14 protein-coding genes and 1 pseudogene are annotated in these 16,289 nt (G+C 42.1%); 10 read left to right on the top strand and 5 right to left on the bottom strand.

Translation table 11 applies throughout. The annotated features are described in order from the left end of the window. The first annotated feature begins 68 nt into the window (after nucleotides 1-68). The 4 genes from EAE90_RS23830 (at nucleotide 69) to EAE90_RS12960 (ending at nucleotide 3,541) form a co-directional block, all read left to right on the top strand. Entirely contained in the window at nucleotides 69-227 is a 159-nt protein-coding gene (locus tag EAE90_RS23830) for a hypothetical protein (RefSeq protein ID WP_246550690.1), read from the top strand. Then, a complete protein-coding gene (locus EAE90_RS12970) occupies nucleotides 200-790 on the top strand; it encodes a methyltransferase domain-containing protein (protein ID WP_339921391.1) in 591 nt (196 codons plus the stop codon). The genes EAE90_RS23830 and EAE90_RS12970 overlap by 28 nt, the downstream gene beginning before the upstream one ends. 1,176 nt (nucleotides 791-1,966) lie before the next feature. After that, nucleotides 1,967-2,617 (top strand): hypothetical protein, encoded by a 651-nt coding sequence (locus tag EAE90_RS12965; protein WP_214053834.1) that lies wholly within the window; start codon nucleotides 1,967-1,969, stop codon nucleotides 2,615-2,617. 255 nt (nucleotides 2,618-2,872) lie between these two features. Next, nucleotides 2,873-3,541, top strand: a complete 669-nt coding sequence (locus EAE90_RS12960) for a hypothetical protein (protein WP_214053833.1) — start codon at nucleotides 2,873-2,875, stop codon at nucleotides 3,539-3,541. 106 nt (nucleotides 3,542-3,647) lie between these two features. Here EAE90_RS12960 and EAE90_RS12955 read toward each other — a convergent pair. The 3 genes and pseudogenes from EAE90_RS12955 to ackA all read right to left on the bottom strand — a co-directional run. Further along, nucleotides 3,648-3,764, bottom strand: a pseudogene (locus tag EAE90_RS12955) (type II toxin-antitoxin system HicB family antitoxin); the annotation flags it as partial. Between the two features lie 72 nt (nucleotides 3,765-3,836). Beyond that, on the bottom strand, nucleotides 3,837-5,963 hold the full coding sequence (gene pta / locus EAE90_RS12950; RefSeq protein ID WP_214053848.1) for a phosphate acetyltransferase: 2,127 nt from the start codon (nucleotides 5,961-5,963) through the stop codon (nucleotides 3,837-3,839). Nucleotides 5,964-6,050: 87 nt separating this feature from the next. After that, a complete protein-coding gene (gene ackA, locus EAE90_RS12945; RefSeq protein ID WP_214053832.1) occupies nucleotides 6,051-7,253 on the bottom strand; it encodes an acetate kinase in 1,203 nt (400 codons plus the stop codon). Between the two features lie 390 nt (nucleotides 7,254-7,643). On the opposite strand from ackA, the gene yfbV reads away from it, so the two are divergent. Then, nucleotides 7,644-8,099 carry a terminus macrodomain insulation protein YfbV gene (gene yfbV, locus EAE90_RS12940; RefSeq protein ID WP_214053847.1) on the top strand — a complete coding sequence of 152 codons (456 nt, stop codon included), beginning with the start codon at nucleotides 7,644-7,646 and terminating at the stop codon, nucleotides 8,097-8,099. A gap of 177 nt (nucleotides 8,100-8,276) precedes the next feature. Next, nucleotides 8,277-10,109, top strand: a complete 1,833-nt coding sequence (locus tag EAE90_RS12935; RefSeq protein WP_214053831.1) for an SLC13 family permease — start codon at nucleotides 8,277-8,279, stop codon at nucleotides 10,107-10,109. On the opposite strand, the gene yfbR is transcribed toward EAE90_RS12935, so the two are convergent. Then, on the bottom strand, nucleotides 10,106-10,699 hold the full coding sequence (gene yfbR, locus EAE90_RS12930; RefSeq protein ID WP_214053830.1) for a 5'-deoxynucleotidase: 594 nt from the start codon (nucleotides 10,697-10,699) through the stop codon (nucleotides 10,106-10,108). The genes EAE90_RS12935 and yfbR overlap by 4 nt on opposite strands. A 434-nt stretch (nucleotides 10,700-11,133) precedes the next feature. Between yfbR and EAE90_RS12925 the strand changes: the two genes are divergently transcribed. After that, nucleotides 11,134-11,361, top strand: a complete 228-nt coding sequence (locus EAE90_RS12925) for a hypothetical protein (protein WP_214053829.1) — start codon at nucleotides 11,134-11,136, stop codon at nucleotides 11,359-11,361. A gap of 41 nt (nucleotides 11,362-11,402) precedes the next feature. On the opposite strand, the gene EAE90_RS12920 is transcribed toward EAE90_RS12925, so the two are convergent. After that, a complete protein-coding gene (locus EAE90_RS12920) occupies nucleotides 11,403-12,617 on the bottom strand; it encodes a pyridoxal phosphate-dependent aminotransferase (protein WP_214053828.1) in 1,215 nt (404 codons plus the stop codon). Nucleotides 12,618-13,429: 812 nt separating this feature from the next. Between EAE90_RS12920 and hexA the strand changes: the two genes are divergently transcribed. The 3 genes from hexA to EAE90_RS12905 all read left to right on the top strand — a co-directional run bounded on the left by hexA (nucleotide 13,430) and on the right by EAE90_RS12905 (nucleotide 16,206). Further along, entirely contained in the window at nucleotides 13,430-14,359 is a 930-nt protein-coding gene (gene hexA, locus EAE90_RS12915) for a transcriptional regulator HexA (protein ID WP_036781377.1), read from the top strand. A 705-nt stretch (nucleotides 14,360-15,064) separates the two neighbouring features. Then, a complete protein-coding gene (locus tag EAE90_RS12910; RefSeq protein ID WP_011147306.1) occupies nucleotides 15,065-15,514 on the top strand; it encodes an NADH-quinone oxidoreductase subunit A in 450 nt (149 codons plus the stop codon). A gap of 17 nt (nucleotides 15,515-15,531) precedes the next feature. Next, nucleotides 15,532-16,206, top strand: coding sequence for a NuoB/complex I 20 kDa subunit family protein (locus tag EAE90_RS12905; protein ID WP_011147305.1), 675 nt, complete (start codon nucleotides 15,532-15,534; stop codon nucleotides 16,204-16,206). The last annotated feature ends 83 nt before the right edge of the window (nucleotides 16,207-16,289 follow it).

The raw sequence follows: 16,289 nt of genomic DNA, 5'->3' as shown, positions 1-16,289 counted from the left end.
TGGTTTTTACGAGCGGGCTTTCGGTAGTTTCTCTGCACAAGCGGTATCAGAGGTACGCAAAGAGACCTATGGCGAAGACCTGGGGCAGAACAACTGGTCCTCTGCTGATGAGTTTAGAAAGTTCTCCCAATGGCTTCAATTATCTGACTGCTCTCATGTGCTGGATGTATGCAGTGGGTCTGGAGGGCCGGCTCTGTTTTTGGCAAGGACCAACGGCTGTAGCGTGACGGGGGTTGACATTAATCCTCAGGGCCTCCTTACCGCCCGGCAACTTGCGGCAGATTTCGGACTGCAAGATCGGAGCAACTTCGTTGACAGTGATGTTCGTCAGCCTCTGCCATTTCCCGACGGCGCCTTTGACGCTCTATGGTGTATTGACTCTGTAATTCATATTCCGGATCGGTTGGCTTTGCTGCGTGAGTGGTACCGGTTACTGAAGCCAGGCGGACGGTTCTTGTATACTGATCCTACCTTGGTAACGGGCATGCTCAGTAAAGAAGAGATAATGATACGTGGCATGCCAGGTTATTTTCTCTATAGCCCAGTTGGATTGAACGAGCGCCTGATCAGTGAGGCGGGTCTTTGCCTCGAAATGCAAGTGGACCTTACACAAAGTGTTGTTGAACTTAGTGAACGCTGGCGTGCTGGGCGTAAGAAACGAAAGGAGCAGTTTATCGCAATAGAGGGTGAAGAGGCGTTTGAACGTATGCAGAACTTCTTATCCACCACTCAGTTAGTCTCAATCGAACGCAGGCTGTCGCGCGTGGCCTTTGTTGGTTATCGTCCGTGACTGTTCCTTGTTTGATTGAGTAGATTAGGTATCCTACCTCTTTTATCTTCACTATTGCCGGGCTGGATGCCCGGTTTAATCGTTCTGATTGGCGCCTGATTTATTTAAATAAAAAAGAATATTTTCGTTGAGAGATATATTATAAAGAGAAATAAATAATTATTGATATTTATTATCAGCGAAACTTTCTTGAATTATGGCGATGTCATTACAATAATCAAAAAATATTCTTTAGATTATTATGGCATAAAAATATAATGATTATTTAATTGTATATATAATATTGTAAGAATTCTCAGGTTGTTAATTATATAGGTGATTGAAATTATTTTATTTTTACTCTCTGCTAACTTATTTTAATGTTTAAACTAAATTTTTATTCATTATATAGGCGTTTGTCTTTTTTGATTTAATAACCTATTTTTATTTAAGTTGGAAAATAACAAGATAAACTTATTAAACCAAATGGTTTATATTGTAATGTTATTTTGTTGTTAAGTTTTTATTTATAGCAGGATTGTGAATTAAGTTATTATTTCCGTTAAGGATTATATATACCTTATAGATTTCAAGATGCATCGCGACGGCAAGGGAACGAGTCCCCGGGAGCATAGATAACTCTGTTACCGGGGTGAGCGAGTGCAGCCAACAAAGAGGCAACTTGAAAGATGACGGGTATATACCAAACTAATCCTTAATATTCACATGGTTGCTCTCTTTTTAGCATCTAAATGTTTTATAGCTTTGGTGTTTTTTCTTGATTAAAGCTTATTGTCTTTGCTGGAGGATATAACGAGTATAACTCGATAGAATGTTAAAGGAATAAATGTAAATTGCATAAAGAACTCTATTAGATAACAAAGAAAATTTTCATTGAGAAATATTTTTCAAAAGAAATATTTTCATATAACTATTGTTTTTTCTTATATGTCGTTACTATATTTTTTTGTAGATATTCTAATGGCATATTTTTTAATTTAATTATATTGGAATTTGTTTTTGTTTTTTATAGTGAAGTAATTTACCTTATTTAAGGCGAGTAATAACAATGAAGATAAATACAACGGGCTAATTTATTATATTATCTGTAATGGTATTCTTTAATCAATATATGATGATAAAATCTATTTCAATTTAATCAGGTACCAAAACCATAAATAAAGCAAGGATAAAAATATGAGTTTTAATAAAAAGGTTTTACTTATTTCCCCGCTTTTATTAGCGATGAGTAGTGTTAGTATGGCATGTATGAAAGATCCGGAGAACATTAGAAATCAGGTAAAAGATGCAATAACTGCAAATGGATTGGCAAAAACCAAAGTAATGTCTTTATACACAAATTGTGTTCTTAGAGTTAAAGACAACACACCAAATAAACTTACGCTAAAGAGTAGTAAAACCTCAAATAGTGATAATGAGGCAGAAAAATCGATGTACTGGTATCGAGGAATGGAGATAAAGGAATATCAAACATTTGATAAGAATAGGAACGAGAAAATTTCTTGCGTTCAAGAAAACAGTTTCTGTGGAATTGCGCCTCAATTCACTTACTCGCAAAGTTATCTAACGAATAAAAAGCCAGGTGTTGTTATTGAATTTAAGACGGAAAAGGCTGGTTGGTTATATAATGACTTTACAACTAAAAATGGATGTAAGACTAAAGCTGAAGGTGGAGGAACATACGGGCTTGGTGTAACAGGAACATCGGCAAGTTGTAATTCTGCATATAAGCAACGCGGAATAGGAAATATATTTAATGGGTGGTTATCAAAGAATAAAGTACAAGCCCAGGTCGCGTATGTATTATTACAGAAAAAGAAAAAATAGGCTTCTATGTGCTGAAACTATACCCTATGGATTTCAAGATGCATTGCGGCGGCAAGGGAGCGAATCCCCGGGAGCATATCCTTACTTTTACTTAAGGAAGGAAATAATAATCGATTGAATTAAATGATTTATATTGTAATGCTCTATTGTTATTAATTTATTGTTTATGCCGTAAATTATATGTTAACTTAATAATAACGAAATTTATTTTTGTTCCATTTATTACAAAATAATAAATAAAACAAGGAGAGAAATATGAGTTTGAATAAAAAAGTTTTCCTTATTGCACCGTTTTTATTAGCAATGAGTAGTTTCAGTATGGCATGTATGCAAGATCCAGAAAATATTAGAAATCAGGTAAAAGACGCAATAGATTATAATGGATTGAGTAAGACTAAAGTGATGTCTATGTATGGAAATTGCAAACTTAAAGCGAATGTGAAAAATTTTGAAAAGAGAAGTGACATTGAGTTAAATAATACTTTTATTAATAATCAGGATGATGAGGCTGCGACAGCAAAGTATTGGTATAGAGGGATGGGAAAAGATGAATATATATTATTAGACCGCAATGGATATAATGCAATCCCTTGTGTTACAGAGGCGAGCTATTGTGGAATTACACCTCAATATACTTATGCAAAAACATATCCGACAAGTGAAAAGCCTAAAATTACTATAGAGTTCAGTACAGAAGGATCTGGTTGGTTATATAACGAATTTACAACTCAACATCAGTGTCAAATTAAAGCGGAAGGGGGAGGTTCATATGGGCTTGGCAGAACAGGAACATCGGGTGATAGAGTGAGTAGCTGTAAGCCTGCTGAATATAGGGTAGGGGTTGAATTTAACAGATGGTTATCAGGACATAAAATACAAGCTCAAGTTTCTTATGTATTGCTACCGAAAAAACCAAAAAAATAGGATTTAACATCTATTCTGTTACCCTGTAATTATCAACCTTAAATTTTTGCAGATAAATATAAAGTGCCGCAATATGCGGCACGATTAAATTTCTGATTTATTTTGCGAAATGTATCTCAATAGCACTTTTAGCATCTTGCCAGGCTTCTTCAAGTGTATCTCCAGCAAAATAACAGCCGGGTACATCAGAAAACCAGCATCTTTCCGGGAATAAAAAGAAAATAAAAAGGCTGAATCCAGTGAAGTACAGGATTCAGCCTTTATCAGTCATTAATCTGCTACGGATAAGAAGCGGTTACGCTTCCCCTTGTGCTGATTGAATCGCAGTCAGTGCGACAGTGTAAACAATATCGTCTACCAAAGCGCCACGGGACAGGTCGTTAACAGGTTTACGCATACCTTGCAGCATTGGTCCGATTGAAACCAGATCCGCAGAACGTTGTACTGCTTTATAGGTGGTGTTGCCGGTGTTCAGATCAGGGAAGATGAACACGGTAGCTTGACCGGCAACCGGTGAGTTTGGTGCTTTGGATTTCGCTACGTCTGCCATGATTGCGGCGTCATATTGCAATGGGCCATCAATGATCAGATCTGGACGTTTTTCCTGCGCCAAACGCGTTGCTTCACGCACTTTCTCAACATCACTGCCTGCACCGGAGTTGCCGGTAGAGTAGGAGATCATGGCAACACGCGGTTCGATACCGAATGCTTTAGCTGAATCCGCCGATTGAATAGCGATTTCAGACAGTTGTTCAGCAGTCGGATCTGGGTTGATTGCACAGTCACCATAAACCAGAACCTGTTCCGGCAGCAGCATAAAGAATACGGATGATACCAATGAGCTACCCGGCGCAGTTTTGATTAACTGCAATGGTGGGCGGATGGTGTTTGCCGTGGTGTGTACCGCACCGGATACCAAACCATCAACTTCGCCCTGTTCCAGCATCAACGTACCCAGAACAACGTTGTCTTCCAGTTGTTCACGTGCAACGACTTCGGTCATGCCTTTGTTTTTACGCAGTTCAACCAGACGTGGGACATAACGCTCACGTACAGCAACGGGATCAACCATTTCAATACCCGCACCCAGCTCTACCCCTTGAGCAGCGGCAACCCGACGAATCTCTTCTGGATCACCCAGTAGAACGCATTGCGCGATACCGCGATCAGCACAGATAGATGCCGCTTTCACAGTACGAGGTTCGTCGCCTTCCGGCAGAACAATGCGTTTGCCTGCTTTACGCGCCAGTTCTGTTAATTGATAACGGAATGCGGGTGGAGAGAGACGGTGTGGGCGTTCAGAGTTCGCTGTCAGGGAGTCGATCCACTCTTTGTTAATATGGTGTGCGACGTAGTTTTGTAGCTTCTCGATGCGTTCATGGTCATCTGCCGGTACTTCCAGACTGAAACTTTGCAGGCTCAGGGAAGTCTGCCAGGTGTTGGTATCAACCATAAAGACTGGCAGGCCAGTGTTGAAAGCACGTTCACACAATTGCTTAATCGGCTCATCGATGGCGTAGCCGCCAGTCAGCAGAATTGCTCCGATTTCAACGCCATTCATCGCCGCCAGACAGGCTGAAACCAGAACATCAGGACGATCAGCAGAAGTGACCAGCAGAGAACCGGGACGGAAGTGCTCTAACATGTGTGGAATGCTGCGTGCACAGAAAGTCACGGATTTCACACGACGAGTTTTGATCGCGCCTTCGTTGATAATACGGGCGTTCAGGTGTTTTGCCATATCGATTGCACGAGTTGCAATCAGGTCAAAACTCCACGGAATGCAACCCAGGATTGGCAATGGGCTATTTTTAAACAGCGTGTTCGGATCGATGTTAGATGTGGTGGCTTTTGAGGATTCATCAAAGATCTCTGACAGATCCGGACGGGTACGGCCTTGATCGTCAACCGGCGCATTCAGTTTGTTAATAATAACACCGGTGATATTCTGGTTTTTGCTGCCGCCAAATTCAGCACGCGCCAGTTCAACACGCTCTTTCAACTGTTCTGGTGAATCGTTACCTAACGCTAATACGAATACGATTTCAGCGTTCAGCGTTTTGGCAATTTCATAGTTGAGAGATTGGGCGAATGAATGCTTGCGGGTTGGAACCAGACCTTCAATCAGAATGACTTCTGCGTCTTTGGTGTTTTCGTGGTAAAGGGCCACGATTTTTTCCATCAGTACATCTTTCTGATTGGTTGTCAGCAAAGATTCCACATGCGCCATGTCCAGCGGTTCAGCGGTCTTTATGCTGGAATGAGAGCGGATGATTGTCGTGGTTTGATCTTGGGTGCCACAGCAACGGGATTGGGCGATGGGTTTGAAAACACTCAGGCTAACGCCTTTTTGCTCCATTGAGCGGATTACACCTAAACTAACACTGGTCAAACCGACGCTGGTGCTAGTAGGGATCAACATAATTGTACGGGACACGGAAACCTCTTTACGGTTGCTCGTTGGTCAAAAAATAGTACCGCCAGCGGTGGCTGGCGGTTGGTCAAATTATTACGCAGTCAGACGCGCTGCATCTTGAGCGATCACTAATTCTTCATTGGTTGGGATCACCAAAGCAAGACGGCTGTTGTCGGTAGTGATAGCACCGGATTTACCGAAGCGAGCGGCCAGGTTACGGTCGTGATCGTATTCGAAACCTAACAGAGCCAGTTTTTTCAGTACCAGCTCACGAACCAGTGCGGAGTTTTCACCAATACCACCGGTAAAGATAATGGCATCCAAACGGCCTTCCATCAGCGCGGAATAAGAGCCAACGTATTTAGCCAGACGGTGGCAGTAAACATCCATAGCGCGTTTAGCGTCGTCTTTGGTTTCATAGTTATCTTCTATGTAACGGCAGTCACTGGTGACTTCGGTCAGACCGAGTAAGCCAGATTCTTTGGTCAACAGTTTGTTGATTTGTTCAACGCTCATGCCCAGTGAATCATGCAGGTGGAAAATGATAGCCGGATCGATGTCACCGCTGCGGGTTCCCATTACCAGACCTTCCAGAGGCGTCAATCCCATAGAGGTGTCAACACACTGACCATTAACAATAGCAGAGATAGAGCCGCCATTACCCAGATGGCAGACGATAACGTTCAGCTCTTCAACTGGTTTGTTGAGCGTTTTTGCCGCTTCACGAGAAACGAAGAAGTGGCTGGTTCCATGTGCGCCATAGCGACGAATACCGTGCTCTTTGTACAGGTTGTATGGCAGGGCATACAGGTAAGCCTCTTCTGGCATGGTCTGATGGAACGCGGTGTCGAATACGGCAACGTTTTTGTCAGCCAGGTGTGGGAACCCTTTTTTCGCTTCTTCGATGCCAATCAGGTGAGCCGGGTTGTGCAATGGGGCGAATGGAACCGCATCTTTAATCCCCTGAATCACTTCATCGTTGATGGTGACGGATGCTGTGAATTTTTCACCGCCGTGAACAATACGGTGGCCGATTGCGGTGATTTGATCAGAAAGTTCTGGTTTTTCCGCCAGAATAGTATTAACAATAAAGTTCAATGCTTCACTGTGGGCTGCACCAGCACCTAAAGCGGCTTCATGTTTTGCGCCATCCATTTTCCACTTAATGCGGGCTTCCGGCAGGTTAAAACATTCAGCTAGACCAGAAAGATATTCTTCACCGTTAGCAGGATCGATGATAGCAAATTTCAGAGAAGAGCTACCGCAATTGAGGACCAGTACCAGCTTACTTGACATGGAAATACCTATATCGTGTTTGTCATTGAGTCTTACAGATAAGACATGTGATTAATAAAACGTCAATTACTTATTAGCGTAGCGCGTAAGGTGATGACATTAAATGATTAACATCATGCTAAATGCAAAGGGCATGATGATAAGGTTTCGATTTTCAAAAACCCTTTTTGCCAGCCATGATGTTAATAGATAGCGTGATTTGTTAACAAAATGAACCTAAATGCAGTAAAAAAGGTAAAATGTGTCGCTTTACTGCTGTGTATAACACAAAAGTGAATGTAGGATACCGATAGCCAGCAGTAAAGACAAAATATACTTAATCCTACAAAAAATATTTTATCATTTACAATGTTTTTTTAAAAAATATGTTTTTAATTGATCGAGGTCATGATGAGCGCAATACCTCCCACCAGTAATGGATGGATGAGAAAGATGCAACTGGGACAGCAATACATGAAAACTTGGCCGATTGAGAAACAATTGGCGCCCATGTTTCCCGAAAACCGAATTATTAAGGCGACCCGTTTTGGTATCCGGTTTATGCCGCCGTTGGCTATTTTTACTTTGACGTGGCAAATCGCACTGGGTGGTCAGCTTGGCCCGGCGGTGGCGACGGCACTGTTTGCCTGTAGTTTACCGATGCAAGGGTTATGGTGGTTGGGGAAACGGGCATCAACGCCGTTACCGGCGGCATTGCTGAAATGGTTTCATGAAATCCGTGATAAATTTGCCGCAGCCGGTATCGCAATGGTACCTGTGCAGCAAACACCAACTTATCAATCTCTCGCAGAATTGTTGAAACGCGCATTTAAACAACTCGATCGTTCGTTTCTCGATGATATCTGAGCCAGGGGAAACTCGTTGTTAGATTATTGCCGTCAATGTACTGGAAAATCAGAAATGATGATTTATGACGAAAAGTGGACACATTGTTGATCGCAACTGGAGATTTTCCCTCAATAAAATGGTCTACTAGCCAAGTTTTCGATACTAACATCTTCTTCTTTGTTGATAGAGGCCATTTTGAATAGCGAACTCTTGTGGGTATTGACCCTGCTGTTGATAGCTATTGTTCTTTTTACCACCAATAAACTACGCATGGATATTGTTGCATTATTGGTGATTATCGCATTTGTCATGAGTGGAACGTTGACGCTTGGTGAAGCGACCAGCGGTTTCAGCGATCCCAATGTGTTGCTGATTGCTGCCCTGTTTGTTATTGGTGAAGGATTGGTAAGGACTGGCGTTGCTTATCAAATGGGGGACTGGTTGGTAAGGGTTGCCGGAAACAGCGAAACCAAAATGTTGGCGTTACTGATGATGACGGTGGCGGGGCTTGGTGCTTTTATGAGTTCTACGGGGGTAGTCGCAATTTTTATTCCTGTGGTGCTTAGTGTGGCGGCAAGAATGAAAATTTCGCCGGGGCGGTTGATGATGCCTTTGAGTTTTGCCGGGCTTATCAGTGGCATGATGACATTGGTAGCGACGCCGCCCAATATGGTGGTTAACAGTGAGTTGATACGGGAAGGGCTTCCCGGTTTCAAATTTTTCTCTATTACTCCGATTGGTATTTTGATTCTGTTCGCCGGTATTGGTTATATGCTGATTGCTCGCCATTGGTTGGGAAATAACCAATCGGATAAAGGTCATGACAAATGGAATCGCCGCACTTTCCGTGACCTTATCCGCGACTATAAATTATCAGGTCGCGCGCGTCGTCTGGCGATCCGCCCAGGTTCCCCGCTGATTGGTCTTTCTCTTGATGAGTCAAATTTGCGTGCCCGCTATGGGGCTAATGTCGTTGGTATTGAGCGTTGGCGACGTTTCCGGCGTGTTATGGTCAGTGCAATGGGCAACACCGAATTGAGAGCACGGGATGTGTTGCTGGTTGATATGTCAGACAGTGAAGTGGATCTGCGTGAGTTTTGCAGTGAGCAATTATTAGAGCCGATGGTGCTGCGCGGAGAGTATTTCTCTGAACAATCTCGTAATGTGGGGATGGCGGAAGTCTCTCTGATCCCGGAGTCAGATTTATTGGGTAAGTCGCTGCGGGAAATATGTTTTCGTACCTGCTATGGCTTGAATGTTGTAGGTATTCGACGTGATGGCCAATCGTTGTCGGGTAAACTGGTCGATGAGCCGCTGCAACTAGGCGACATTTTGCTGGTTATTGGCGACTGGAAACTGATCCGTGTCCTGAAAACCAAAATGCGTGATTTTATTGTCCTTAATTTGCCGGTTGAGATTGAAGAGGTGGCCCCGGCAACGTCTCAAGCGCCACATGCGCTTTTGAGTTTGGCGCTGATGGTAGCCATGATGCTTACCGATGAAGTACCCAATGTGATTGCCGCATTGATAGCTTGTCTGTTGATGGGAAAATTCCGCTGTATTGATATGGAAAGTGCTTACCGCTCTATTCATTGGCCCAGTATTATCCTGATTGTCGGGATGATGCCATTTGCATTGGCATTACAGAAAACCGGCGGGATTGATCTGATTGTTCGTGGCCTGATGGATATTGCCGGTGATATGGGACCGAGAGTAATGCTGGTATGCCTGTTTGTACTTTGTGCGGTAATCGGTTTGTTTATTTCTAATACGGCAACGGCGGTATTAATGGCGCCGATAGCCATTGCTGCCGCCCGTGAAATGGCAGTTTCTCCGATGCCATTTGCTATGATTATTGGCGTGGCGGCTTCCGCCGCATTTATGACCCCGGTTTCATCTCCAGTGAATACGCTGGTTCTTGGCCCCGGTGGTTATAAGTTTTCCGATTTTGTCCGTTTGGGCGTGCCATTTACCCTGCTGGTAATGGTGATAAGTGTGTTGGTCATCCCTTGGTTGTTTCCATTTTAATGTGGAATATCAAGGCTAATTTCATCTAGTGACAAGCTGAACCCCGGTACAAAAACTTTCATAAAGTAATCCATCTCCTGGCTGTGACGATCAGCCAGGGTTTTTTCAAGCCGGGCTTTCGCCAGATTGAATTCATGGTTCCCTGCCGATAACTCTTCCAGACATTTCAGATAAGCGCACAGGGAATCGGCCTGCTTAATGATAAAAGTTTCTTCTGTTGTATGCTGACTGTCATCCAGAATTGGGCGGAAATCCTCTTGCAGCTCTTCGGGCAGCATTTCCAATAATTTCTTCTGCGCGATTCTTTCTATCTTTTTGTATTCCCGTGCGATATGTGGATTGTGATATTTGACCGGGGTGGGTAAATCTCCGGTGATAACTTCGCTGGCGTCGTGATACATAGCCAGCAACGCAATGCGTTCAGCATTCACATTGCCGCCAAATTTGCGGTTTTTGATAATGGCTAAGGCGTGTGCGATAAAAGCGACCTGTAGACTGTGTTCAGACACATTTTCCGTACGTACATTGCGCATCAGAGGCCAACGATTAATCAATTTCAAACGGGAGAGGTGGGCAAAAAAGTGGCTCATAATTATCTCTTACAGTAAACATTGCTGTTATTGTGAGCGGTGGGTGGGGTGAAGTAAACCTTAAAATCGTTTCTTATTTTTAGCCCTTGGTTTTATAGGGAAATCTGCTACTTACCTTGTACACATTAAAATGGGTATCCAAACTGGATAGCTGGGGGGTATATGGTTAATTTACATTTACCATTAACTGGCAATGTTATAATCGTAATGGATATATTTTTTAAAAGAAATTTATTTATCCATTCCATTCTATATACAATTTATATACAAAAATTTCATATAATTTACAATAGCTTATTATTTATTCAGGCGTTCTCTTTTCTCAAGTTTAAGAAATGCAATGTTTAATTCTTTTGTATCTTGCTAGTGCCTTATATAATCACCGCAAGAGTCCCCTCTAAAATAAAAAAATGAGTTTGTGTTACCGGTAAAAAATGAAAATTTATTGGTCTTATTTTGCCGAGAGTCATCATTTGGTATCAATAAAGAAAGCTATGGAAATGGTTATCCAGAGTTTCTCTCTGACAGGTGAGGTTTTCCGCAGTGAGGAAAAAACGGGCAGACTCGGTTTATCGAGCAGGTTAGATTTATCGGGCGGGTTAGATTATCGGGATAGAAGAAATAGGTTTTCTTCTACACCGATAGCACGCATGTATGAATAATCTCCGTTATCAGTAATCTCTTGCTGTGAACGGAGATTATTTTACTGATGATATTTGCCAATAAATCGAGCGAATTTCTGAATTGCCATCTCCAGTTCATCAAGCCTTGGCAGTGTCACGATGCGGAAATGGTCAGGTTCCGGCCAGTTAAATGCGGTTCCTTGCACTAACAAAACCTTCTCTTGTAATAAAAGGTCAAGCACCATCTTTTGGTCATCGTGAACATTAAAGCGCTTCGTATCAATTTTGGGAAACATATATAAAGCGCCTTTAGGTTTTACGCAGGAAACGCCGGGGATTTGATTAATTAATTCCCATGCTCGGTTACGCTGCTCATACAAACGACCACCTGGTAAAATGAATTCACTGATACTTTGATAACCACCTAAGGCAGTTTGAATAGCGTGTTGCATTGGCACATTGGCGCATAAACGCATTGATGCCAGCATCTCTAAACCTTCAATATAGCTCTTAGCGTGTTTCTTCGGGCCGTTTAATACCATCCAGCCTTGACGAAAACCTGCTACCCGATATGTTTTGGATAGCCCGTTAAATGTTACCGTTAACAGATCAGGGGCCAGTGCGGCAATTGAATGATGCTCTGCATCGTCATATAAGATTTTGTCGTAAATCTCATCAGCAAAAATAATCAAATTGTGTTGACGGGCTATTTCAACAACTTCCAATAGCAATTCTTTGCTATATACAGCACCCGTTGGATTATTAGGGTTAATAATCACGATCCCACGTGTACGAGGCGTAATTTTGTTGCGGATATCGTTTAAGTCAGGAAACCAATCTGCCCCTTCATCACACATATAATGTACGGCTTTGCCGCTGGAAAGTGAAACTGCCGCCGTCCAGAGAGGATAATCAGGCGCAGGAACCAGCATTTCATCACCGGTATTCAGCAATGCTTGCATTGCCTGAACGATTAATTCAGAAACGCCATTGCCGATATAAATATCTTCAACGGTTACGTCCATCATATTCCGGGCTTGATAATGTTGCATGATAGCTTTGCGTGCAGAATACAGACCTTTCGAATCTGAATAACCCTGCGCGGTTGGTAAGTTACGGATAACATCTACCAAGATTTCATCTGGCGCTTCAAAACCAAAGGGGGCTGGATTACCAATATTTAATTTGAGGACTTTATTACCTTCTTCTTCAAGGCGTTTCGCTTCCTTGAGTACGGGGCCGCGGATGTCATAACAAACATTATCCAATTTGCTGGATTTTTTAACTGCTAGCATAGAGAGTCTTACCTTATCTTGGCAAAAAAAGGGGGCGCCTGGCACATAGCGTGTAACATTTAATGTACTCTTCCCGCTGAATGTTTTGAAGATGCCTTGATATATTTGGTTAAAATGGTTGTTTTAGTAGGGAAGTTGTTGTTTGAGTGTCTTTTTATGCAAATTATGTTAGCGTTAAATTCTGAATTTAATCATAAGATCAAATTTATAATCTGAATTGTAGGTGTTTTCTAGTGTGGAAATGGAGGGTTTTTAATGCGATAACGGCTTGATGACCCCATTTTGGGGAGAAAGTGAGCATAGTTCAATTTGTCAATAAAAATTGTTGTGTTTGTATAATTTATTCTTATGTATAAGATTTGCCTTGAATTGGCAATTCAGAACTATATATTTTAGAAAGATCGAACAATATTTTTGATCATTTCTGGAAACTAGTTGTAAATTTATCTGAATAGGATTATTAAACATTAGTGATATTGTAGATTTTTACTTTATATTTAGTTTTTCTGATATAACTTATGTTATTCTTTGACGTGAGTCAGAAAACAAAATAACCAAACTAGAAATCACATATAGGGTGTTGTAAATAGGGATTGTCCTCAATTTATTTAGGAATCCGAGTAACTTTTGCTAACGAAGAGGAGAAAATAAAACCCGCAATGGGTTCAATAGGTAAAAAAACAGCAGTAAATCTTTGCCCTATTTAATAGAGTAGAGTACTGTCTAAGCGATGTTAATTTAATTTGATAGTGCTTACGTAAAAACACCAGGTTAGTTAGTAATTAAAATCAAAAAAAAGTGATGAATAAACAATGATAAATGCAAATCGTCCGATAATGAATCTCGATCTCGATCTGCTAAGAACTTTTGTTGCTGTTGCTGATTTAAATACTTTTGCAGCAGCAGCAGCAGCAGTATGCAGAACGCAATCGGCTGTAAGTCAGCAAATGCAACGTTTGGAGCAGTTGGTAGGCAGAGAGCTGTTTGCCCGCCACGGCCGTAATAAGCTTCTTACAGAGCATGGTCTTCAACTTCTTGGTTATGCAAGACAAATTCTGCGCGCTAACGATGATGCCAGCGCATCATTGACCTATAGCGATGCAGAAGGCGAACTAAGAATCGGTGCATCCGACGATACGGTGGATACACTGCTCCCTTTCTTGTTGAATCGCATCGCTTCTGTTTATCCGCGGATGGCAATAGATGTCCGTATAAAGCGTACTCAATTTATTGAAAGTATGCTGGATAGCCATGAGATCGATTTGGCGCTCACAACCGCGAAGATCAGTCATCATCCAAGGACTGTTCTGCGCTCAACACCGGTATTATGGCATTGCGCCCCTGATTTTCAGCTACAACCAAATGAACCTGTGCCACTGGTTGTGATGGATGAAACCAATCCATTCCGCCAGTTGGCATTGGATACGTTGGATGAGGTGGGAGTATCGTGGCGGATTGCTTATGAAGCCGCTTCTCTGTCGGCAGTTCGCACGGCAGTGAATGCAGAAGTCGGTATTACTGCCCGTCCTCTGGAAATGCAAAATGCCGATCTGCGTATTTTAGGGGAGAGTGAAGGGCTTCCTCGTTTGCCTGAAACCCAGTTCTCTCTTTATAGACATAGTAATGAACAAAATGAATCTGTTCTGACGGTTTTTAGTGCTATAGAGAATAAGAAAACGCCATACACGATATCGGGTGTTCCAGAAGAACTTCCTGATGATGACGATATTATTGATGAGTAATATCTGAAACAGTTGTCTTTGCTAATACCTCCATTATGGACGGAAGGAGGTATTAGCTCCCTGGATATATTTATAAGTAATCATCAACTAAATTCATCTTATTTTGTTGTTATCGTAATCATTAAATATACGGTGGCATTTTTCTTAACACCCCCTGATTTGGTTAACAAATTGTTATATTGTTAACAAAGTAATAATTCGCTGAATTGATGAAATAAGAATTTCTGTAGTGAACGGGAACTTTTCTTGTCGCTAATGGATAAAAAATATAATTTCTTCAGATTTGAATGAATTATCATCAGCAGTAAAATTTTTTTCTGTCAAATTGTGTACTTGATCAAAGAAATACTCCCTATGTAGCAGTGGAAAGGCAGGTTTTTCCTGAGATAATGATGTAGTAAAAGCGAGTTATCGGTTAGACTAGTTTCCGCCACTGTTCGCATGCCAGTTAACTGACACGTTTTAGCAGTGTGGCAGCACGATCCGTTAAGACTAAGTTTGTTGTTTGTAAATAAATGTTAGATTAATTTTGTCATAACAGACAAAATATTGTTGAGAGGAGTAAAAACCAAGAAGATTCACTCCATCAATCATTGATTAACAGTGTTTCAGATTTGGTTATTACCCCTTCCCTTGAATCGATGTGGTGCAACACTGCCAGACAAAAGAGCAGACACTTTTGACACCACTTTTGATGAGTAAGCAATGAGTATGTCAACATCCACTGAACTCTTTGCCCATCACTGGGCATTCGCGGTATTTCTTTTAGGTGCTTTCGGTCTGTGTGCTTTGATGCTGTTAGGGGCATTTTTCTTGGGCGGAAGAGCGAAAGCCCGGGCAAAACATGTCCCTTATGAATCCGGTATTGATTCTGTCGGTAGTGCTCGTCTCCGTATGTCGGCCAAGTTCTATCTGGTCGCTATGTTCTTTGTCATCTTCGATGTTGAAGCGTTGTTTTTATATGCATGGTCAGTTTCTATCAAAGAGAGTGGCTGGTTAGGCTTTATCGAAGCAAGCATTTTCATTTTGGTGTTACTCGCAGGCTTGTTTTATCTGGTGCGTATTGGGGCGCTGAATTGGACGCCATCTCGTTCAAGCCGCCAGGTAAGTAAACCAAGTGTTGTGATTAACATTAACAATAGTCATCCGCAGTAATAGCGAGGCATTTAAAGATGGATTATACGCTCACCCGCATAGATCCGAACGGTGAGAATGACCGTTATCCCCTGCAAAAACAGGAAATTGTCGCAGACCCACTGGAGCAGCATGTCCATCGTAGTGTTTACATGGGCAAATTGGAGCATGCTCTGCATGATATGGTGAACTGGGGACGTAAAAACTCCCTTTGGCCCTACAACTTTGGTCTTTCCTGCTGTTATGTGGAAATGGCCACATCATTTACCGCTGTTCATGATGTCGCTCGTTTTGGCGCTGAAGTTTTACGTGCATCACCCCGCCAGGCGGATTTTATGGTGGTTGCTGGAACTTGTTTTACCAAAATGGCGCCGGTTATTCAGCGCCTGTATGACCAGATGCTTGAGCCGAAATGGGTTATCTCTATGGGAGCCTGCGCCAACTCTGGTGGTATGTACGATATTTACTCTGTAGTTCAAGGCGTCGATAAGTTTATCCCCGTTGATGTTTATATTCCTGGCTGTCCTCCCCGTCCTGAAGCTTATATGCAAGCTCTGTTGCTGTTACAGGAATCGATCGGCAAAGAGCGTCGCCCGCTGTCTTGGGTGGTAGGAGATCAAGGGGTTTACCGTGCCAATATGCAGTCAGAAAGAGAACGTAAGCACGGGGAACGTATTGCAGTGAAAAATCTGCGTACGCCAGACGAAGTTTAGAATCTGTCTTTTAGGCAGTAGGCGTGATTCAAAGTAGCCTAATGAATGTAACCAGAGCAATGTGTTGCGATACTAATCCTGAT

Source organism: Photorhabdus caribbeanensis (assembly GCF_018448885.1).
GTDB lineage: Bacteria > Pseudomonadota > Gammaproteobacteria > Enterobacterales > Enterobacteriaceae > Photorhabdus > Photorhabdus caribbeanensis.
This window is presented reverse-complemented; position numbering and strand designations above follow the sequence as displayed.